General features: G+C 70.3%; 19 protein-coding genes. 6 read left to right on the top strand and 13 right to left on the bottom strand.

Translation table 11 applies throughout. The features are described from left to right. Positions 1–6: 6 nt before the first annotated feature. Together BJ981_RS07945 and BJ981_RS07940 are read right to left on the bottom strand one after the other, a co-directional pair. A complete protein-coding gene (locus BJ981_RS07945) occupies positions 7–843 on the bottom strand; it encodes an LLM class F420-dependent oxidoreductase (RefSeq protein WP_184609419.1) in 837 nt (278 codons plus the stop codon). Continuing rightward, positions 840–1,655: an SDR family NAD(P)-dependent oxidoreductase gene (locus tag BJ981_RS07940; protein WP_184609417.1), complete on the bottom strand. Its 816-nt coding sequence runs from the start codon at positions 1,653–1,655 to the stop codon at positions 840–842. Before BJ981_RS07940 ends, BJ981_RS07945 begins: the two co-directional genes overlap by 4 nt. A gap of 98 nt (positions 1,656–1,753) precedes the next feature. Here BJ981_RS07940 and BJ981_RS07935 point away from each other — a divergent pair, with 98 nt between their 5' ends. Beyond that, the gene (locus tag BJ981_RS07935; protein WP_184609416.1) at positions 1,754–2,551 is read left to right on the top strand and encodes a carboxymuconolactone decarboxylase family protein; all 798 of its coding nucleotides are present in this window, start codon (positions 1,754–1,756) and stop codon (positions 2,549–2,551) included. Between the two features lie 108 nt (positions 2,552–2,659). On the opposite strand, the gene BJ981_RS07930 is transcribed toward BJ981_RS07935, so the two are convergent. The 11 genes from BJ981_RS07930 to BJ981_RS07880 all read right to left on the bottom strand — a co-directional run bounded on the left by BJ981_RS07930 (position 2,660) and on the right by BJ981_RS07880 (position 15,415). Then, a complete protein-coding gene (locus BJ981_RS07930; protein ID WP_184609414.1) occupies positions 2,660–3,385 on the bottom strand; it encodes an ABC transporter ATP-binding protein in 726 nt (241 codons plus the stop codon). Continuing rightward, a complete protein-coding gene (locus BJ981_RS07925; protein ID WP_184609412.1) occupies positions 3,378–5,231 on the bottom strand; it encodes a branched-chain amino acid ABC transporter ATP-binding protein/permease in 1,854 nt (617 codons plus the stop codon). The genes BJ981_RS07930 and BJ981_RS07925 overlap by 8 nt, the downstream gene beginning before the upstream one ends. Positions 5,232–5,239: 8 nt before the next feature. Next, positions 5,240–6,106 (bottom strand): branched-chain amino acid ABC transporter permease, encoded by an 867-nt coding sequence (locus BJ981_RS07920; RefSeq protein ID WP_184609410.1) that lies wholly within the window; start codon positions 6,104–6,106, stop codon positions 5,240–5,242. A gap of 150 nt (positions 6,107–6,256) precedes the next feature. Beyond that, the gene (locus BJ981_RS07915; protein ID WP_184609409.1) at positions 6,257–7,441 is read right to left on the bottom strand and encodes an ABC transporter substrate-binding protein; all 1,185 of its coding nucleotides are present in this window, start codon (positions 7,439–7,441) and stop codon (positions 6,257–6,259) included. A gap of 528 nt (positions 7,442–7,969) precedes the next feature. Further along, positions 7,970–8,779, bottom strand: a complete 810-nt coding sequence (locus BJ981_RS07910) for an IclR family transcriptional regulator (RefSeq protein WP_184609407.1) — start codon at positions 8,777–8,779, stop codon at positions 7,970–7,972. A gap of 4 nt (positions 8,780–8,783) precedes the next feature. Then, the gene (locus tag BJ981_RS07905; RefSeq protein ID WP_184609405.1) at positions 8,784–9,197 is read right to left on the bottom strand and encodes a cobalamin B12-binding domain-containing protein; all 414 of its coding nucleotides are present in this window, start codon (positions 9,195–9,197) and stop codon (positions 8,784–8,786) included. After that, entirely contained in the window at positions 9,194–10,759 is a 1,566-nt protein-coding gene (locus tag BJ981_RS07900) for a methylmalonyl-CoA mutase family protein (protein WP_184609404.1), read from the bottom strand. Before BJ981_RS07900 ends, BJ981_RS07905 begins: the two co-directional genes overlap by 4 nt. 34 nt (positions 10,760–10,793) lie before the next feature. After that, positions 10,794–11,231, bottom strand: coding sequence for a Zn-ribbon domain-containing OB-fold protein (locus tag BJ981_RS07895; protein WP_184609402.1), 438 nt, complete (start codon positions 11,229–11,231; stop codon positions 10,794–10,796). Next, the gene (locus BJ981_RS07890; RefSeq protein WP_184609394.1) at positions 11,222–12,400 is read right to left on the bottom strand and encodes a thiolase family protein; all 1,179 of its coding nucleotides are present in this window, start codon (positions 12,398–12,400) and stop codon (positions 11,222–11,224) included. Before BJ981_RS07890 ends, BJ981_RS07895 begins: the two co-directional genes overlap by 10 nt. Continuing rightward, positions 12,393–13,937 carry an AMP-binding protein gene (locus tag BJ981_RS07885; RefSeq protein WP_275422324.1) on the bottom strand — a complete coding sequence of 515 codons (1,545 nt, stop codon included), beginning with the start codon at positions 13,935–13,937 and terminating at the stop codon, positions 12,393–12,395. Before BJ981_RS07885 ends, BJ981_RS07890 begins: the two co-directional genes overlap by 8 nt. Positions 13,938–14,005: 68 nt before the next feature. After that, positions 14,006–15,415 carry an amidase gene (locus BJ981_RS07880; protein WP_184609390.1) on the bottom strand — a complete coding sequence of 470 codons (1,410 nt, stop codon included), beginning with the start codon at positions 15,413–15,415 and terminating at the stop codon, positions 14,006–14,008. A gap of 73 nt (positions 15,416–15,488) precedes the next feature. Here BJ981_RS07880 and BJ981_RS07875 point away from each other — a divergent pair, with 73 nt between their 5' ends. The 5 genes from BJ981_RS07875 (at position 15,489) to BJ981_RS07855 (ending at position 20,707) form a co-directional block, all read left to right on the top strand. Further along, on the top strand, positions 15,489–16,379 hold the full coding sequence (locus tag BJ981_RS07875; RefSeq protein ID WP_184609389.1) for a carbon-nitrogen hydrolase family protein: 891 nt from the start codon (positions 15,489–15,491) through the stop codon (positions 16,377–16,379). Then, entirely contained in the window at positions 16,376–17,362 is a 987-nt protein-coding gene (locus BJ981_RS07870) for an aldo/keto reductase (protein WP_239139530.1), read from the top strand. Before BJ981_RS07875 ends, BJ981_RS07870 begins: the two co-directional genes overlap by 4 nt. 37 nt (positions 17,363–17,399) lie before the next feature. Beyond that, positions 17,400–18,380: a methylmalonyl Co-A mutase-associated GTPase MeaB gene (meaB, locus tag BJ981_RS07865; protein WP_184615786.1), complete on the top strand. Its 981-nt coding sequence runs from the start codon at positions 17,400–17,402 to the stop codon at positions 18,378–18,380. A gap of 84 nt (positions 18,381–18,464) precedes the next feature. Then, positions 18,465–19,640, top strand: a complete 1,176-nt coding sequence (locus tag BJ981_RS07860; protein ID WP_184609387.1) for an agmatinase family protein — start codon at positions 18,465–18,467, stop codon at positions 19,638–19,640. Continuing rightward, positions 19,640–20,707 carry a solute carrier family 23 protein gene (locus BJ981_RS07855; RefSeq protein WP_184609385.1) on the top strand — a complete coding sequence of 356 codons (1,068 nt, stop codon included), beginning with the start codon at positions 19,640–19,642 and terminating at the stop codon, positions 20,705–20,707. The genes BJ981_RS07860 and BJ981_RS07855 overlap by 1 nt, the downstream gene beginning before the upstream one ends. Positions 20,708–20,771: the final 64 nt, after the last annotated feature.

Below are 20,771 nucleotides of genomic sequence, written 5' to 3'. Positions count from 1 at the left end.
GCCGCGCTAGTTCGTGAACCGCGCTACCGCGTCCGTGACCTGGTCCAGGAACCGCGAGGCGTCCGGCGAGGCTTCCGGGAACGGGGCGAGGCTGAACGTGACAGCGTCGACGTCGATCGCGGCGAAGCGCTCGATCTCGGCCGGGTCAGCCCGAAGGCCGCAGACGGTGACGGTGACGGCTCGGCCCTGATCGGCGAGCCATGCCCGGGTGCGGGCGATCTCCTCGGGAGCGGTCTTGACCCGCGGCAGCCACCCGTCGCCGAACCGGAGCAGTCGTTGTACGGCCGGGCGGCTCTCGCCGCCGATGAGGATCGGCGGGTGCGGGCGCTGCAGGGGCTTCGGCCAGGAGAAGATCGGATCGAAGTCGACGAACTCGCCGTGGAACTCCGCCTCGTCGTGGGTCCAGATCTCCTTCAGCGCCGCGAGCTTCTCGTCGAGCGCCGCGCCCCGCCGGCCCGGTGGAATCCCGTGGTTCCGCGTCTCTTCCTTGTTCCACCCGACGCCGACGCCGAGAATCACCCGGCCGTCACTGACCCGGTCGAGCGTGGCCACCTCTTTCGCCAAGTGGATGACGTCCCGTTGCGCGGCGAGCGCGATCGCGGTGCCGAGTCGCAGCCGGGATGTCGCCGTCGCCGCGGCGGCCAGGCCGACGAAGGGGTCGTAGGTCCGGTAGTAGTGCGGCGGGAGCTCCGGCCCTCCTGCCCACGGCGTCTCCCGGCGGACGGGGATGTGCGAGTGCTCGGTGACCATCAGCGTGTCGAGTCCACGCTCCTCGACGGCGCGGGCCAGTGCCGCGGGATGCATGGTCTGATCGGTGATGAAGGTGTCGATGCCGAATCTCACTGTGCCCTCCCGCCGGGAACGGGCTGTTCGTCGGGGTGGGCGTCCCGCGCGAACCACGGATTGCCCGCCAGGAGACCGCCGTCGACCGGCAGCGTGGCGCCGGTGATCCACCCGGCTTCGTCCGAGGCCAGGAACAGGACCGCGGCGGCTATCTCCTCGACCCGGCCGATGCGGCCGGTCGGATACCAGTGCGCGAGCCGTTCCAGGATGTCCGGGTGGCGTCGCCGTCGCAGCTCCCAGGCCTCGGTGGCGAACGTCCCCGGGACCACCACGTTCGATCGGACGCCGTGCGGCGCGTACTCGACGGCGATGCTGCGGCTCAACGACTCCAGGCCGGCCTTGGCCGCGCTGTACGCCGAAGCGCCCACGTACGTATGGGCGTTGACCGTGGAGAGGCTGACGATCGCGCCGCGCCGTCGTTCCAGCATCGACGGCAGGACGGCCCGCGCGCAGAGGAAGGCGCCTTTGAGGATGACGTCGACGTCGCGCATCCAGTCGTCCAGGTCGGCGTCCAGGATCGTGTCCGGGCACGAGGTGAACGCGTTGTTGACGAGGATGTCCGGCCCGCCGAAGGCCTTGGACACCGTCTCGACCATGGCCTCGACCTGATCCGGTCGCCGCACGTCGACGGCGACCGCCAGCGCTTCTCCTCCGGCGGCGGTGATCTCGGCGGCGACGGACTCCGCCGTGTCACGATCTCGGTCGGCCACCGCGACGCGAGCGCCTTCCCCCGCCAGGCCGCGGGCTATGGCGCCGCCGAGGCCGTGGCCTCCGCCGCCGGTCACGATCGCAATGCGATCAAGGAACCTCATCGCACGCCCCTCTCGTGGTCTTGTCACCCTATATGGGCATCGATATCATGCTACGAAATGTAAATACTGTACAGTGAAATCAGATGGTGGATCTTGACGTGAGCGAGTCGACTGGGATCGAGAACGACGACGCCGCGGGTGGACCCGTTCACCCGGAATCCATGGCCGGCGGGGCGGCCGAGGGCCTTCGATCACGTTGCCGTGCGGCGCTCGGCTCGTGGGACGAGCGACTCGATCCGGTCATCGAGCGAGACCCCGGTTACGCCGGCGCCTTCGTCGCCCTGGCCGAGGAAGCGGCGGCCGGTCCGCTCAGCGCCCAAGCCAAGACGCTGGTGCTGCTGGCCTGCGATGCCGCGATGACGTACCGCAACCGCGAGTCCCTGCCCGCCCGGATCCAGGGCGCGCTCGACGCCGGCGTCCCGCCGGAAGGAGTGCTCGAGGTCCTGGAACTGGTCAGCGTGCTCGGCGTACACGCCCTGAACGTCGGCCTGTCGATCGCGCTGGAGGAGTACGCGGACGGGGAGAGTCCCGAGGCGCCGCCCGCCGCCCAGGCGCGTGTCCGGGAGCGATTCGAGCGCCTGCGAGGTTACTGGGACGCCGGATGGCAGCCCGTGCTCGCCCATCTGCCGGGCTTCCTCGACCGGTACATCGACTTCAGTGCGGCGTCCGGGCGGCACGGTGTGCTGGACGCCAAGACCCGCGAGCTGGTCCTGATCGCGATCGACGCGGCCGGCACGCATCTGTACGCGCCCGGTATCCGCATCCACGTGCGCAACGCGCGCGCCCACGGAGCGACGCTCGCCGAGATCGTCCAGGTGTTCGAGCTGCTCAGCCTCATGGGGGTCGAGTCGTGCCTGCTCGGGGTACCGCTGCTGAACGCCGCGGGACATCCGTGACCGGACGGCTCGACGGGACGAGGATCTCCAGCGGCTCGTCTGGACCGAGACCGCGGAAGAGATCCCCGTATCCCTCACTGCGTGTCGCCGACGTGTTCCAGGCGGGGGCTACTCCACGGTCTGTTCCGTGACGCCTAGGTAGGCGGCCCTGACCCGGTCGTCGGTGGACAACTCGTGCGCCGAACCCTGGATGACCACCGAGCCCGACTCCAGCACGTAGCCCCGGGAGACCAACTCCAGCGCGGCGGCCGCGTTCTGCTCGACCAGCCCGATGGCGATACCCCGCTCGTTGATCTCTCCGACCACCCGCATCACCGTCTGCACCAACAGCGGAGCCAGGCCCAGCGACGGCTCGTCGAGCAGCAGCAGCCGGGGCTTGGCCATCAGAGCCCGGCCGATCGCCACCATCTGCTGCTCACCGCCGCTGAGCGATCCGGCGTACACCGTCCGCTTCTTCTTGAGGGCCGGGAAGATCTCGAGGACCTCGTCGATCTGCGTGGCGACGGCCGAGCGGCCGAGCTTGCGGGGATACGCTCCGAGCAGCAGGTTCTCGCGCACGCTCATCTGCGGGAACAGGTGCCGGCCCTCCGGGCAGAGCACCAGCCCGCGGCGCACGATCTTGGCGGCCGACAACCCGTCGATCCGTTCACCCTCGAACCGGATCTCCCCGCCTCGTATCGGGGTGAGGCCGGCGATGGCCTGGATCAGCGTGGACTTGCCGGCCCCGTTGGCGCCCAGCACCGTGACCGCCTCGCCCTGCTCGATGGACAAGGACACGCCTGTCAGCACGGTGCTGTTGCCGTAACCTGCCGTGATGTCACAGACCTCAAGCATTCTTGGTCCCCAAGTAGGCCGAGATCACCCGCGGATCGTTGACGATCTGGTTCGGTGAGCCCTCGGCGATCAACTGTCCCGAGTCCAGTACGTACACGTGGCTGCACAGAGACATCAGGACTCGCATCTTGTGCTCGACCAGCAGGATCACCATGCCCTGGTCGCGAAGCCACTCGAGCAGCCGCATCAGCCGGGGCGTCTCCGACTCGCGAAGCCCGGCGAACGGTTCGTCCAGGAGCAGCATCCGCGGGCGCACGGCCAGTGCCATGCCGACGCCGACCAGCTTCTGCTCCTCGATGGACAGGCCGCTCACCACCTCGCCCGCCTTCGCGCGGAGGCCGGTGAGGTCGAGGATCGTGTCCAGGAAGCCGTCGTCCGGATCCGTGGTCCGGGACTTCCGCGTGGGACGGTGCAGGTAACCCGCCGTGATGAGGTTCTGCAGCACCGTCTCGTCGGCGAGCAGCCGGTTGGTCTGGAACGTGCGGCCGATGCCGAGCCGCGCCCGCTCGTGCACCGGCAGCTTCTGCAGATCCTGCCCGGCGAAGCTGGCGCTTCCCGTCCACCCTCCGACCACGCCGGAGATCAGGCCGAACAGGGTGCTCTTGCCCGCTCCGTTGGGGCCGATGACGCCGATGATCTCGCCTTCGCGAGCGGTGAGCGAGACATCGCTCACCGCGGTCACTCCGCCGTACTTCTTGGTGAGGGAGCGGGCCTCGAACAGCACCTGGCCGGGCCGGCCCGGCTCGCCGCGGTCGTCCCGGCTCAGATGAGGCAACGCGAGCGGACCGGCGTCGGCGTCGGTCTCGGTCTCGGTCTCGGCCTCGGGGATCGCGGCGGTTTCGGGCCGGCGCCGGCGGGCCGCCACTCGGGCCCAGGCGCGACCGATGCTTCCGACGACGCCACCCCGGAAGAACAGGAGCACCAGGAAGACGACGCCGCTGAAGATCAGGGTCTGGAAGAGCTCGGTGAACCGGAACGCCTCCGTCACCCCGACGACCAGGGCCGCCCCGACCAGCGGGCCCGCCAACGTCGCCGACCCTCCGATGATCACGTAGATCAGGAGGTTGAAGCCTTCCGTGATGCTGGCGCTGCTCGGGGTGATGTAGGAGATCCAGCTGGCGAACAACGGCCCGGCCAGCCCTACTATCGCCGCGCTCACCGTGAACGCCTTCAACTTCGTGGCGACGACGTTGATGCCGAGCGACGCCGCCAGCACCTCGTCGGCGTGGATGGCGCGAAGGTTGCGCCCGAGCGTCGACCGGGTGATCAGGAACATCGCGGCCAGCACCACGGTCAGAACGATCAGGCTCAGATAGAACTGCGCGGTCGTCGACTCGAACCCGGGGGGCGCGGGAATCGCGTAGATTCCGCTCGCTCCGTTGGTCAGGCTCGTCCACTGGGTGATCACCACCACCGTGACCGCGGCGAACGCCAGACTGCTGACGGAGAAGTAGTGTCCCCTGCTGCGCATCGTGAGCCCGGCGAGCAGGAGCCCGGCCAGGGTGCTGACCAGGATGGCGGCGACCGCGGCCGGCCAGTAGCCGACACCGTACTTGGTCGTGAGGATGACCAGGGTGTAGGCGCCGACGGTGAGCAGGGCGGCGTGCGCGACGGACACCAGGCCGAGGTGGCCGAGGACCAGGTCCAGGCCGTAAGCCGCGATCGCGTAGATGAGGATCAGGGTCATGACGCCGACCTCGTACCGACCGCGGACGACCAGCGGCAGAAGCGCGCAGATGGCCACGATCGGGACGATGACCAGCCATTCCCGGCTCCTGGGCTCACGCGGCCGCAAGCCGGCGGCGGCGCGGGCCATGACGGGCTTGCTCATTACGGATTTGCTCATCACGGACTTCACCGCACCAATACGCTCTTCGTAAACAGGCCGTTGGGCCGCACCATCAGGGCAATGATCAAGAAGATGAAGGCGTACGCGTCGGAGAAACCTACGCTCAGGTAGCTCGCTCCGAAGCTCTCGGCGATGCCCAGCAGGAGCGCGGCGCTGATCGCGCCGAGGCTGCTGCGCATGCCGGCCAGCACGATGACGATCAGGCCCTTGATCAGGATGTTGTCGCCCATGGTCGGATAGACCAGATACATCGGCCCGAGCAGGGCGCCGGCGACACCGGCCAGGCAGCTCCCGAGCAGCATGGCGATCATGGCCGTCTTCTTCGGCGAGATTCCCACGATCTCGGCCCCGCGCCGATCCTCCAGCGTCGCCCGCATGGCCCGGCCACCTCTGGTTCCCCGGAGGTAGGCGTGCAACGCGGCGATCAGGACGAGCGCCACGACCCCGGCCAGCAGCCGTTGCTCGGTGATCCTGATGCCGGCGAACTGCAGGATGTTCGACTCGTACGGGCTCGGCAGCTTACGGAAGTCGGCGGTGAAGAGGAGCTGCGCCGTTATCTCGGTCGCGGTGAGGAGCACCAGGGCCCCGATGAATCCGCTCAACAGGGGGCTGGGCGTGTTGCGCAGCCATCGATAGACGGCGAGTTCGCTGACCACGCCCATCGCCCCGGCGGCCAGCGCGGCGGCGATGACCGCGATCCAGTAGTGCAGGCCCAGGTGGTCGGCGACGAAATAGCCCGCGTATCCGCCGACCATGATTCGGCCGCCCAGGGCGAAGTCGGGAATCTCGAGAATCCCGAAGATCAGCAACAGGCAGGACGCGACGAGAGCGTAAATCGCTCCGAGCGCCAGCCCATTGGCTAGGACTTGCATACACGTAACCCGATCCACTCGGCGATGTGAGACGTGTGCTCGGTGTGGGGCGCCGCGCAAGGGGTGCCCCACACCGTCGCGGCACCACCGGTGCCGCGACCGCCAAGGTTTGCCCGGACGGCGACGGGACAAATATTGGCGGGCGGGGCGCTAGTTCTGGTCGGCCAGCGGGTCGAACGACTTGCCATCCGGTTCGGTCCGGGCCAGATAGGTCGTCATTTCTATGTCGCCGGTGTCCGGGAAGAACTTGGTGATACCCAGGATGTTGGGCTGAAGGCCCTTCAGCGCGGGTTCCATTGCCGCGTGCACCTTGGCGGCGTCGGTCGTCGTGCCCGCGGCGCTCACCGCCTTGGCGAACCAGTCGACCCCGAAGTAGCCGAATGCGAGAATCTGCTGTTCGATGGCCGACTTGTACTTCTCGTCGCTGTACTTCTTGTGGAACGCCCCGACCACCGGGATGCTGTCGAAGGCGTTGGTCTTCACCGCGGAGACGTTGCTGCCGACCATTTCGCTGTTGCTCATGTACTTGGTCAGTCCGGGGCCACCGCCGCACACCGCGTTGATGAACGTCCCCTTGAATCCCAGGTGCCGGGCCTGATCCATCACCAGGGCCGCCGACTGGCAGACCGTGGTGATGGCTATCGCGTCCGGGTTTCCCCGCAACAGGCTCGTGAGCTGGCTCGTGAGGTCCGTTGTCACGGTGTCATAGGAAGCGGTGCCGGTGATGGAGCCCCCGTTCGCCTTCCACGCCTTGGAGAAGGTCTCCGTGAACGCCGGCCCGAAGTCGCTGCCGACCTCCATGATCGCGACCGACTTCAGCGGGAGCTTCTCCTTCTTGGCGTATTCGCCGACCAGTCGTGCCAGGTCGGGGATCTGCCGCTCCAGGTTGTAGGTGGAGCGCACCACCAGCTTGTTGCCCTGCGCGGTGAACGTCGGCGTCTGGGACGTCGACATCAGAATGAAGCCGTCCTTCTGATTGAAGCCCATCAGCGGGAACGACGACTGGGTGGCCGGCGTGTAGATCATCAGCGATTCGCTGAGCTTCTGTCCGCAGGAAACGGACTTGGACGGCACGAACTGGTCGTCACAGACGGTCGCCTGCAGTTTGTGGCGCTTTCCGTTGACCAGGATTCCGCCGGCCTTGTTGATCTCTTCTTCGGCGGCCTGCACGCCCTGCCAGAACCCGCTTCCGTACGCTGCCGCGTTACCGGTCAGCGGAGTGATGATCCCGATCTTAATCGGATCGTCGTCCCCGCCGCTCTCGCTGCCACCGCAGGCGGTGAGCGAACCAAGAACGCCGAGGATCAGACCACAGCTGATCGCGCGTTTCTTCATATGGGCCCTTTCCTGAAGAGTCAGTGGCTCAAAGGCGGTCCTATAAGAAAACGGGAGCCCGACTCGGCAACCGATCGTTTCACGATATGGCCCGCCCGTTTCATTGTCAACGTTTCGGCCGGACGAAGTATCTGGATCTGTGCGGTCCATATTTCGTGATCATTGCGGCCCCGAGAGCCTCATCGACAAGGAGCGCGCGCGGGCGGACTCTCGGAACTCGTGTCGAATCTTGTGGGGGGTTGTGGTGCGGAGCCGATGCTCGCGGTGCGATGTGGCGGAGGCGTTATTGTGCGAGAAGTACGACACGCCGTCCGGGCTTTACGGCCCCGGGACGTAGCAGGTCAGTCGGTGCCGGTCCAGGCGGAGAGGCTCACGTTCCGGCCGCCGCGGCGACCGGCGCTGTCGAATTCGATTCCCGGCCGGCGCGTCATCGGAAAACCGTTCCCGGCGCCGAGGCTGAACCGTTACTGTTCCGCGTCCGGAACCATGCGGTCTCGGCGCTTCGAGGCGGAGTTTCTCCGCGGGCGACTAGCGGGTGTGAATGCGCTTGGAAATGTCCTCGCCGGTGCGGGCCACCAGCCTTTCGAACTCACGGCGGCGATCGTCGTTGACACGGGACGCGGGGCAGAGCACGCTCAGGGCCGCGACCGGGTGGCCGCGGTCGTCGAGCACCGGCGCGCTGACGCCTATCGCGCCGACGACCCGCTCTCCCGCGCTGTACGCCGTTCCCCGCCGGCGCACGGAATCGAGCTCCTGGCGCAGCACCTCGATGTCGGTGATCGTGCTCGGCGTCATCGGCCGCAGGTCGATGGTGCGGAGCACGTCCTCGAGCTCGTCGGGTGGCAGGAACGCCAGCAGCACCTTGCCGGCCGATCCGACGTGGATGCCGGTGGCCACGCCGAGCCCGGCGGTGTAGCGGATCGGCTGCGGGCTCGGCAGCTCTTCGATGCACACCCGGGACAGGCCCGCCCGCACGTGCACCGTGATCGTCTCGCCGGTGGCGGCGCGCAGCGCCTTCAGGTCGGCGTCCGCGTCGAACGGGAACCCGGCCCGCAGGTCGATGAGGCCGGACATCATGCGGAAGCAGCCAGGACCGAGGCGGTACTCGCCACTCGGCGCCTGCAGCACCATGCCCTTGTTCTTCAGCGTCGTCAGGATGCGGTACGTGGTGGCCTTGGACAGCACGGCCGCCGCGCTGATCTCGCTCAGCTGTCCGGGTCCGTCGCCGAGCACCAGCAGGATGTCCACGGCCCGGGCGACCGAGCGGACGGGAGCGACACCCTGACCCTCGGTCGCGGCCGAGGGCGCCTCTTCTTCGTCGGTTTCGTACGCGCTCACCCGTTCACGCTCCCCTGCCGTCCTGTCCTGCCGTGGCGAAGGCAGCTACCACGTCCTCGGTGGAAGAGCCAGGACCAAAGTAGCGGTACGCACCCGCGTCGAGCATCCTACTGATCTCGCCCGGTTCGTCGATCCCGCCGGCGATCACGGGAATGTCGGCGGCGTCGCTCGCCCGCAGCTTGCCGATCAGCGCGGTGGTGAAGTGCCCGAGACCGCCGCTGAGGCAGCTGACGCCGATGACGTCGGCGTCCTCCGCGACGGCCGCCGCGACGATGTCGTCGGTGGGTACCCGCTTGCCCAGGTACACCACCTCGAACCCGCCGTTGATCAGCGCCTTGGCGATCAGGTTCACGCCCACGTCGTGCCCGTCGAGGCCAACCTTGGCCAGCACCACGCGGATCGGTCGAGTAGTGGTCACTGGGCGAACCCCCGGCTGGTGGCCTCGATGATCTCTTGTCCGGTGGCCCCCGCGCGCAGCGCCGCGACGGTCGGCGGGACCAGGTTCGCGGTGGTGGCCGCCGCGGCCCGCACACCGTCCAACGCCGAAACAACCGCCTGCTGATCGCGGTCGCGGCGGTGCGCGACCACCCGGTCCCGAGCGGTCTTCTCGACCTGCGCGAAGTCGACCTCACCGGTGCTGTGACCGCTGAACAGCTTCGGTCCGTGCGGGCTGCGCAGCAGGTTGGCGCCCACCATCACCCGCTCGCCGTCGGCCAGCTGGCGTTGCCGGGTGCCGCGCAGCTCGTCGATGCGGGCGCTGATGTAGCCGTCGTGCAACGCGGCCAGCCCGCCGCCGTGCTCGTCGATGCGCTCGAGTTCGGCCTTGATGCCCGCCGCGACGCGTTCGTCCAGCTCGGCGAGCTTGTGGCTGCCCGCGAGCGGGTCCACCGAGGCCATCGCGCCGTGCTCGTAGGCCACCACCTCCATGGTGCGCAGCGCCAGCGCCGCCGCGTCGGCGGACGGGATGCGCAGCGCCTCGTCGTAGGCGCTGGCGCACAGGTAGTCGACGCCACCGAGCATCGACCCGAGCACGCTCAGGGTGATGCGGGGGACGTTGACCAGCGGCTCGTCCGCCGACTCCAGCCCGTGCGCGTAGCCCATCACGGTCATCACCGGCTGGTCGCCCACCGGCAGGCCGTAGCGCTGTTCGACCAGCTCGGCCCAGACCGTCCGGGCGGTGCGGAACAGCGCCGCGGAGACGTAGAGGTCGCTTCGCTCGTTGAGGAAGAACATCATGTGGCCGAGCGCGTCGCGCACCGCGTAGCCGCGCGCGACCAGCTCGTCCAGGTAGACCTGCGCGTTGGCGAAGGCCATCGCGGTCGCGACGACAGGGCCTGCGCCGGCGACGTCGAGGTGGTTCGAGCACACGGTCAGCGCCGCGCCGGGCAACCGGTTGTCGATGGCGAAGGCGACGCAGTCGCAGGCGATGCGCACCGCCTGCTCGGGCGTGAAGATCTCCGTGCCCCGCGCGGTGAACTCCTTGAGCGGGTCGTTCTGCATCACCAGGCGCACCTGGTCGGCTCCGGCGTCGGCCAGCACGCAGTGCACCATGCCGAGCCCGATGTGCCCGATCGAGTTGGCGAGCAGCCCGACGCTGTCCACGCGGGTGAGGTCCAGCTCGGAGCAGATCTCGGCGAAGTCCGCCAACGTCGTGCAGGAGACCCCGGCGCGGCCGACCTGGGCGTGCGCCAGCTCGTGGTCGGGATCGAAGCCGAGCTGAGAGGGCAGGTCCGCGGCCAGCAGGAACGACTCGGCGCCGAGCTCCTGCAGGATCGCCAATCGCCGGGCGGTCATGTCCGGGGTGCCGAGGCCGGAATAGACCATGAAGCGGGGACGGTACGGCCCGGGGGACGTGGCGAGCCCACCGGCCCACTGTTCGAGCGCGGCGGATCCGCCGCTGCCATATCTGCGCCGGATCGGCACCTCGCCGTCGTTGGCCCGGGTCACCACCTCGTCGAGGCCGGCCTTGCCATCGTCCATGTAGCCGCCCATTTCGTTTACCGATACCGTCGTTTCAATTCTGCCGCTCGTCGGTCGGCGCGTGCAAGCCCGCATCGTCCTGCGGCCGGTCCGGCCCCGGATCGGGGGTGAACCAGTACCGGGCCGCGTCCACCCGCACGGTGACCGGGCAGGGCACCATCTCCGTATCGTCCAGGCCGAGGATCTGGCCGAACACCACCGGCCCGTCGTCGACCCGCACCTGTCCCAGCACGTACGGCGCCTCCAGCCCGGGGCGGGAGACCATGACGCGGGTGCAGCTCACCAGCGTGCCGGTACGGGAGAAGGCGCCGAGCCGCACGTCCGCGCCACCGCAGCGATGGCACACCGCGCGGGCCGGCCACGCCGTGCCGCCGCAGTCCGCGCAGCGGCCCCCGACCAGCGCGCCGGCCGCGAGATCGAATCGCGGACGCTCGCCGGTCGGGGCGCAGTCGAGTGCAGCTGCTAGATCCATGGTTCCATCCGTTCCAGAAGGTGGACGTTGACCGCGGCCGACTCTCCCTCCAGCCAGCCGCCGCTGTTCTGCGCCAGCGCGATGCGCGGACGGCGGACCTGCCGCTCGCCGGCCTCGCCCCGCAACTGCCAGGTCAGCTCGGCCAGCTGGGCCAGCCCGGTGGCCCCGACCGGATGCCCGCGCGAGGCCAGCCCGCCGCTGGGGTTGATCGGCAGGCGGCCGTCCAGGGCGGTCGCGCCGCTGCGGAAGAACCGGGCCCCGTCGCCGGGAGGGCAGAAGCCCAGCGCCTCGGAGTAGAGCAGTTCGGCCGGCGCCATGGCGTCGTGCACCTCGGCGACGTTCACGTCGCCGGGTCCGACTCCCGCCTGCTCGTAGGCCCGCTCCGCGCACAGGGTCGCGCCCGAGGGGCCGCCGGCCGGGTCCAGGGTGAAGCCGGATCCGGACGCCGAGGCCAGGACGCGCACCGTCGGGCGCCCGGGTTGCGACAGCACCCCGCTGCGGGCCAGCACCACGGCCGCCGCGCCGTCGCAGATGGAACTGCACATCAGCAGGGTCAGCGGATCCGCGATGCACCGGGACTCCAGCACCTGTTCCGCGGTGACGGTCACCTGGTGCTGCGCGTACGGGTTGCGGGCGCCGTTCGCGTGGCTCTTCACCGAGACCTCGGCCAGGTCCCGCCGGGTGATCGACCCGTCGGCCAGCCGCAGCCGCAGCCGCAGCCCGTACACGGCGGTGAACTGGATGCCGAGACCGGCGACGACGTCGAGATCGGCGGCCGACTCCAGCGCGTCCAGCGTCCGGGATCGGTCGGCGACGAACATCTTCTCGAAGCCGAGCGCCAGCACGACGTCGGCCGCGCCCGACCGGATCGCCATGACGGCCTGGGCGAACGCGGTCGAGCCACCCGCGCAGGCGTTCTCGACGTTGACGACCGGCACGCCCTCGATCCCGATCTCGCGCAGCACGGTCTGCCCGCGCACCATCTCCTGGCCCTGCAACATGCCGGCCATCGCGTTGGACGAGTACACCATCCGCACGCGCCGCGGCCCGATGCCGGCGTCGAGCAGCGCACGCAACCCGGCCACCCGGGCCAGGTCCTTCAGGGACCGGTCGGGATACCGGCCGAAGGGGTGCATGCCCACGCCGGCGACCACCACGTCCTCAGCCATGGACCGACTCCGCCGACTGGCCGGACCCCTCCAGGGCCGCGCGGATGGCATTGCGGTCCACCTTGCCGTAGGCGTTGCGCGGAATCCGCGACCAGACCGCCACGCGCCTGGGCACGCGGATCCCCAGGCGCGGCCGGGCGAACGCCAGCAGTTCCTCGACGTCGAGCCGGGTGCCCGCGGCCGGGCGCACCACCGCGGTCACCGCGTCCCCCCAGCGCTCGTCCGGCATGCCCAGCACCACGACCTCCTCCACGTTCCTGAAGGTCGCCAGCACGTCCTCGACCTCACGAGGCGCCACGTTGAACCCTCCGGTGTTGATCATTTCGTCGCGGCGCCCGCGCAGGAACACGAAGCCACGCTCGTCGGTGACCGCGAGGTCCTTGGTGCGCAGCCAGCCGTCGCGCAGCACCTCGCCGGTCTCGGCCGGCTTTCCGTGATAGCCGGTCATCAGATGCCTGCCCCGCACGTAGACCTCGCCCAGTTCGCCGGGGCCCACCGGGGCTCCGTCGCCGTCGCGGACCTCCACCGCGACGCTGCGCCACGGCCGGCCGGCCGACAGCCGCGCCGACGGATCGAGGTGATCGCGCTTCTGCAGGCAGGTGATGGTGACCGGCGCCTCGGACTGGCCGTAGTCCTGCACCAGCGTGGGGCCGAAGCGCTCCACCGCGAGGTTCAGCAGCGCGGGGGCGATGCCGGACGCGCCGTACACGATGGACTCGAAGCCCCAGTCCGCGGCGCGGCCGGCGGCCGGCTCGGCGGCGAGGATGGCCTCGAGCATGGTGGGCACGGCCTTCAAGGTGCGCATGGCCGGGTTGCGCGAGAGGCGCCACACCTGCTCGGGGTCGAAATGCCGCATGACATACACGCCCGCGCCGGACATCAGGTACGGCAGCACGAAGTACCCGGCGCCGTGGGAGATGGGTTGGGTGAGCACGATCTGCTCCCCGGGGACGACCGGGCCGAGCTCCAGCAGCAGGTTGAGCGCGACCTCCCGGATCGCCTGGTGCGAGAGCACGACCCCCTTGGGCCGGCCGGTGGTGCCCGAGGTGTAGGAGATCCAGGCGACGCCCTCGGGGTCGGTGTCGCGGACCCGGGCGTCCCCCGGCGCGTCCGCGGCGAGTGACTCGATGCTGTGTCCTTCGCCCGGTCCGTCGGCGACGGCGTCGAAGGCGATGGGCAGCACGCCGGACTCCTCGGCCAGCACCGCGGCGTGCTCCTCGAACTCGGCCGAGTAGAACAGCGCGGCCAGACCGGCGTCCGCGGCCATGTAGCGGAAGTCGTCCAGGTGCAGCCGCGCGTTGAGCGCGACTCGCACCCGCCGCCCGAGTGCCAGGGCGACGTCCGCCTCCACGTATTCCGTGCGGTTCCCGGACAGGATGCCGACCGCCGCGCCAGGTGGGATGCCCACGCGGTCCAGCCCGTTCGCCAGGCGTTCGCCTCGGGCGATGAGCTCCGCGTGCGTGCGTGCGGTCCGGCCGTCGTCGACCGCGAGCACATCCTGGTACATCCGGGCGGCTCTACGAAGGAGGTACGCGATGTCCAGAACAGTCCCCTCGTTTCATTGTGCAGTTTGTCTGTTTCGCAGAACGATACTGGGAAGCCCGCTCAGGCACAATGACCGGCCGGGCCCGCCGTGGACCCGAGCGCCTGCTCGACCGCGGCGCCGACGGCGAGCACCAGGTCCTCGGCGTGCCGGGCCCCGACGATCTGCAACCCCACCGGCAGGCCGCGGGACGTCACGCCGGCCGGCACGCTCAGCGCCGGTTGCTGTGACAGGCTGAACGGCAACGTGAAGGGCGTCCACTCCAGCCAACTGCGCGCGGAGCTCCCCGGCGGCACGTCGTGACCGGCCGCGAACGGCTCGATCGGCACCGTCGGGGTGAGCAGCACGTCGTGATCGCGGTGGAACGCGCCCATCGCGGTACCGATGTCGAGCGCGGCCCGGCGCGCGGCGAGATGGTCGGTGACCGAGTAACGGGAGCCCTGCTCGATCAGCTCCGCCAGGCCCGGGTCGATGCCGTGCGGCGAACCGCCCAGTTGCGAACGCAGCAGTGGCGCCATGCCGGTCGACCACAGCACGGTGAAGACGTCCAGCGGGTCGGAGAACGGCGGATCGGCCGCCTGGACCAGCACGCCGGCGTCGCCCAGGGCGGCCACCGCGGTCTCGACCACCTTCGCGACCTCAGGGTCGACCTCGGCGTACCCCAGCGTGGGGGAGTAGGCGGCGCGCAGCCCGCGCACCGGACGCCGCATCCCGGCGCGGTAGGAGCCGGTGGGCGGCGGCATCGCGTTCGGGTCGCGGTCGTCCGGGCCGGCCAGCACGTCGAGAAGGGCCGCGACGTCGCCGACGGTTCGCGCCATCGGCCCCGCGCACCCGAGCCACCCGAGGTCGCTGCCCGGGTAGAGGGGGATGCGTCCGTAGGTGGGCTTCAGGCCGACGACCCCGCAGAACGCGGCGGGGATGCGGGTCGACCCGGCGGCGTCGGTCGCCACCGAGAGCGCCCCCATCCCGGCGGCGAGGGCGGCGCCGCTGCCGCCGCTGGATCCCCCCGCGGTCAGGCGGGGATCGATCGGGTTCCTGGTCACCCCGTCGATGGGGTTGTCGGTGACCGCCTTCCAGCCGAACTCCGGGGTGGTGGTCTTCCCGAGCAGCACGGCGCCCGCCTCGCGCAACCGCGCCGCGACCGGGCTGTCCACCGTCCACGGCTGGTCGGCGTCGACGCGCTGTGAGCCGCGCCGGGTCGGCCAGCCGGCGGTGAGGAACAGGTCCTTGATCGAGGTCGGCACCCCGTCCAGCGGGCCGAGGGCCTCGCCGCGCCGCCACCGCCGGTGGGACGCCTCGGCCTGGGCCAGAGCACGGTGCTCGTCCACCAGGCAGTAGGCGCGCAGCGCCGGGTTGTCGCGTCCGATGCGATCGAGCACGGCCCGCGTCACCTCGACGGGGCTCGTCCGGCCGCTGCGATATGCCGCGACCAAGGTGCCGGCCGAGGCACGCACCGCCTCTTCTGGCCGCATCGGCGCCTCCTCTGGGTAGACCACTAGATGAAACGAAGGTATCGCGATATGGTTTGGCGGAGAAGGGGGTGCCGTGAAGGAGAAAGTACAGCTCTCGCTCGTGCAGTTCAGCAGTGAGATGCTCGCGCCGGAGCGCAACGCCGAGCGGATGGCCGAGCTGGTGATCGCCGAAGCGGACCGGCACGGCGCCGAGCTGGTGGTCTTCCCCGAGCTGAGCAACACCGGGTACGTGCGGTCCGCGCGCGACGACGACTACGCCCGCCGCCTGTACGCCGCGTCCGAGACGATCCCCGGCCCGACCACCGAGCGGCTGGCCGACGCGGCCCGGCGGTCCGGAGCGCACGTGGTGGCCGGGATCTCGCAGCGGCACCCGCGGATCCCCGAACTGTTGTACAACGCCGCCGTGCTGATCGATCCGAGCGGCGCGCTCGTCGGCGTGCAGCACAAGGTGCACGCCTGCCGGGACGAGAAGGAGTACTACGTGCCCGGCGACCGCGTCGCCACCTACCCCACCTCGCTCGGCAGGATCGGGCTCCAGCTGTGCTACGACGTCCGGTTCCCCGAACTGGCCCGCGTCCAGGCGCTCGACGGCGCCGAGATCATCCTGTCGCTGTGGGCGGCCGCGGTGCAGCCGGGCCGGGTGCCGGAAGGCAGCATCATCGCCCGCTGCGCGACCCGGGCGATGGAGAACGCGCTGTTCTTCGCCGGCTGCAACCGGACCGGCACCGACGACGGCCAGGTCTTCTTCGGGCACAGCGCGATCGCGGCCCCCGACGGCAGCACCCTCGCCGCTTCGGGCAGCGACCGCGAGGAGGGCATCCGCGCCACCCTGGTGGCCGAGCAGCTCTCGGCGCAGCGCCGCTACCTGACCCTGTTCCGCGACCGCAGGCCGGAGCTGTACGCACCGATCACCGCGCCGCTGTCGGACCCGGCCACGACGCTGAGCGGAAAGGCCTCGACATGACAATGCCGCTCCGGCGTCTCGGCCCGCTCGAGGTCAGCGCCCTCGGCCTGGGATGCATGGCGATGAGCGACTACTACGGCGCCCACGACGCCTCCGAGTCCCTCGCCACCATCCACCGCGCGCTGGACCTCGGCGTGACCCTGCTCGACACCGCCGACGCGTACGGCTCGGGCTCGAACGAGGAGCTGGTCGGCCGGGCGATCGCCGGCCGCCGCGACCAGGTCGTGCTCGCCACCAAGTTCGGCGTGGTGCGGCGCGGCGGCCAGACGACCGGCGTCTGCGGCCGGCCCGACTACGTCCGCTCGGCCTGCGAGGCGTCGCTGCGACGCCTCGGCGTCGACCACATCGACCTCTACCAGCAGCATCGCGTAGATCCGGCGGTGCCGATCGAGGACACCGTCGGCGCGCTCGCCGAACTCGTCGCCGAGGGCAAGGTGCGCTGCATCGGGCTCTCGGAGGCGTCCCCCGAGACGATCCGGCGCGCCCACGCGGTACACCCGATCACCACGCTGCAGAACGAATGGTCGCTGTGGTCGCGCGACATCGAGGACGACCAGCTCGGGCCGTGCCGCGAGCTGGGCATCGGGATAGTGCCCTACTCGCCCCTCGGCCGCGGCTTCCTCACCGGCAAGTACCGGTCGGTCGGCGACTTCGACGGCGACGACTTCCGCCGGGTGGCCCAGCCCCGCTTCGCCGAGGCGAACCTGCGGCACAACCTCGCGATCGTCGACGCCCTGACCGAGCAGGCGACCCGGCTGCAGATCACACCGGCCCAGCTCGCGCTGGCCTGGCTGCTCGCCCAGGGCGACGACGTGGTGCCGATCCAGGGGGCGACCACGCGCGCCCACCTCGAGGAGAACCTGGCGGCGGCCACGGTCACGCTCACCGCCGCGGACATCGCGGCGGCCGCCGGCGCCGTCCCCGCCGGCGCCGTCATGGGCGAACGCTACGCGCCGGACCGAATGCAGCTACTGGACGATTGAGGCTTGCGGGAGGTCGCCGGTGCCGTCCGAGCGGAACGTGGATGTCCAGGAGCTCGCCGACGCGGTGCGGCGGGGCAGCCCGCGCGCGGTGGCGCGGCTGATCTCGCTGGTCGAGGACGCCGCTGCGGTCCCCGGCCGGGACGGGGTGCTGCGTCAGGTCATGGCCCGGTTGGCGACCGGCGCGGGCGGGCCGTGCGGCGCACGGGTGATCGGCCTGACCGGCGCGCCGGGTGTGGGGAAGTCCACCACCACGAACATGCTCATCGCGGCGTTGCGCGGGCGTGGCCACCGGGTGGGCGTGCTCGCCGTCGATCCCTCCAGCCCGTTCACCGGCGGTGCGCTCCTCGGCGACCGCGTGCGCATGCGAGGCCACGCCACCGATCCGGACGTCTTCATCCGCAGCATGTCCAGCCGGGGACATCTGGGCGGGCTGGCCTGGGCCGCCCCCCAGGCGCTGCGGGTGCTGGCGGCGGCCGGATGTGACGTGATCCTGCTGGAGACGGTCGGCATCGGGCAGATCGAGGTCGACATCGCCAGGCTCGCCGACACCACCGTCGTGCTGCTCGCCCCGGGAATGGGAGACGACGTCCAGGCGGCCAAGGCGGGCATCCTGGAGATCGCCGACGTCTTCGTGGTCAACAAGGCCGACCACGAAGGCGCCCAGGCGACCGTCCGCGAACTGCGCACGATGACGAGCGTGGCGAAGGGGCCATGGCGGCCTCCGATAGTGACCACGGTCGCCACCCGAGGCGACGGCGCCGGCGACCTGCTGACCGCACTGGACAAGCACCTGGCCCACCTGGAGGAGTCCGGCGAGGACCACCGCCGCCGGCTGACCCGGGCACGCGAGGAGATCGAGAGCGCCGCTCTGGCGCGGCTTCGCTCACGATTCGCCGGCCCGCACGACGACCGCCTCGACGCGCTGGCGCGGCGGCTGCTCGCCGGCGAGGTCGACCTCTATACCGCCGCCGACGACGTCATCGCCGCCCTGAACCGATCGGCTCGTCCGACGGTGTGACGTCCCATGGCGTAGGTAGATCCTTTCCGTGATGCGGGCGTTCCCGCGCGGTGCGCTTGTCCGGGCCACGCGCAAGAACAGCTCATGGGCATCGATCCGGAAGACCTGATCGGCGAGCGGGCCAAGCGCCTTGAGGGCGAGTTGACCGACCGCAAATACCAGGAGGAGCTCCGGCGCATACACCGTCTGGGCCTGCCGCCGGCGGACTCCATCCAGGACAAGGAACTGGCCTCGACGTTCCAGCGCGGCGAGATACCGCATTTCTCGGGCATCAAGACGTTTCTCAAGGCCCCGTACCTGGAGGACGTCACCCTGGTCGGCGAGCACGAGGTCGCGGTGGTCGGCGTGCCGCTCGACACCGGCACCACCTATCGCCCCGGACCCCGTTTCGGGCCGGAGGGCATGCGCAGCATCTCCTCCCTCTATTCGCCGTACTACTACGAGCACGGCGTGGACCTGCGCGAACAACTCGACATCGTCGACGTGGGCGACATCTTCATCACCCCGGCGAACATCGAGAAGGCCTTCGACCAGATCACCAAGGGCATCGAGCACATCGTGTCCCACGGCGTCTTCCCGGTCATCCTCGGCGGCGACCACTCGATCGGGTTCCCCACCGCCAGAGGGGTCATGAACGCGTTCGGCCGCAAGATCGGCGTCATTCACTTCGACCGCCACCTGGACACCCAGAAACGCGACCTCGACGAACGCATGCACACCACCCCGTGGTACTGGGCGGCCCACGAACTGCATTTCGACATGGGCAACCTCGTGCAGATCGGCATCGGCGGCTGGCAGGTGCCAAGGCCCGGCGTGCTGGAGGCACGCGAGGGCGGCTCGGTGGTGATCACCGTCGAGGACCTGGAGGAACACGGCCTGGACGCGGTCGCCGACCTGGCGCTGGAGGTGGCCTGGAGCAACGGCGCGCAGGGCGTGTTCCTGTCGTTCGACATCGACGCCATCGACCCCGGGTTCGCGCCCGGCACCGGCTGGCCCGAGCCCGGCGGGCTCTACCCGCGCGAGGCGCTCAAGCTGGTGCGCCGCTTCGCCGCCGAAGGTCTGCTCGGCATGGAGGTCGTGGAGGTGTCGCCGCCGTATGACAGCTCGGACGTGACATCGCTGCTCGGGGTGCGGCTGATCTGCGACGTGCTGGCCGCGTCGGTCAAGGCGGGCAAGCTGGGACGGACCAGGAGCGGCGCGCCGCAGACCCCGCGGGCGCGCGAGATCGACGACCGGACCGGTGAGGGCGACGGCGGGTAGTGTTCTCCGCCGTCCTCGCCGCGCTCGGCATGTGTGCGGACGGCCTCGGCGAGGGCCTGTACGCCGTACACAGGGGGTACAGGGCCCGGGCGATGGCGATCGGGTTCGCCCTCGCGGCGATCCTGACGGCGGTGACCCGGGTCGTCACGCCGCTGAACTTCACCGTCGAGTCCGTGGCCGTGGCGACCCAGAGCGTGAAGCGGACGCCGCAGATCTACTGGGTCGTGGTCCTGTCGGCGGTGCCCACCGCCGTGCTCGGCCTGCTCGGGCTGTACGAACCGCTCATCGAGCTGTTCGACAAGGGCGTGATCGCCGGGGCCGTCGCCGGGGTGGGCATCATGCTGGCCGCGGCCGGGGTCGACTACATCCGCGACAGGAGGGCCACCGGCATCGCCTCGACCGTGGCCGGGGTGTCGGCGTTCCTGCTCACCGACGACCTGGCGGTCACCGTGGTCGCGGCCATCGCGGCCGGCGCGCTGGTCGCCCGCTTTCTCGGGCCGCGGCTGGGCGACGAACCGGAGGAAGCGGAAGCTCCCAAGGTGGAGAAGCCGCGGCTGATCCCGTTCGAATGGCGCGAGATGGTGTCACGGCCCGTGCTGGTGGGGGCGCTGTCGTTGTTCGCGTTGCGCGTCGGCACGGTGGTCTCCTACGACACGGTCAACTCCGAGCTGGCCGGAACCCGGCCGAAGCTGAACGAGGTGTTCCTCGTCGACGGCGTGGCGAGCCTGGCCGCGGGTCTGTTCGGCGGCGCTCCGCTGGAGCCCACCCCGTCGGCGACGGCGGCCACGGAGATGCCGGTCTTCTCGGCGGTGCTCTTCCTCGCTCTGATGACGGCCATCTCGGCGTTCGGGCTGGTGGAGCGGATGGGACGGTGGGTGCCGCTGCAGTCGGTGGCCGGGTTCCTCATCGTGATCGGCGTGTTCGTGGTGCTGCCGGACAACATCAGGCAGGTCAACCGCCTGCCGGACGCGGTGGCGATGGCGGTGACGGCGTTCGGCAACCCGTTCTACGGAATCGTCGCCGGCGAGGTGATCGCCCTGCTGGAGCACGCCCTGCCCGGCGCCTGACGATCACGACGGCTCGCGCGAGTTCGTTCTCACGCGACCTGGTCACGCCGCCGCGCGGCGACGG

Origin of the sequence: Sphaerisporangium krabiense (assembly GCF_014200435.1) — a bacterium.
Classification (GTDB): domain Bacteria; phylum Actinomycetota; class Actinomycetes; order Streptosporangiales; family Streptosporangiaceae; genus Sphaerisporangium; species Sphaerisporangium krabiense.
Note: the sequence above shows the minus strand (reverse complement) of the source record. Positions and strands in the feature narration are given on the sequence as shown.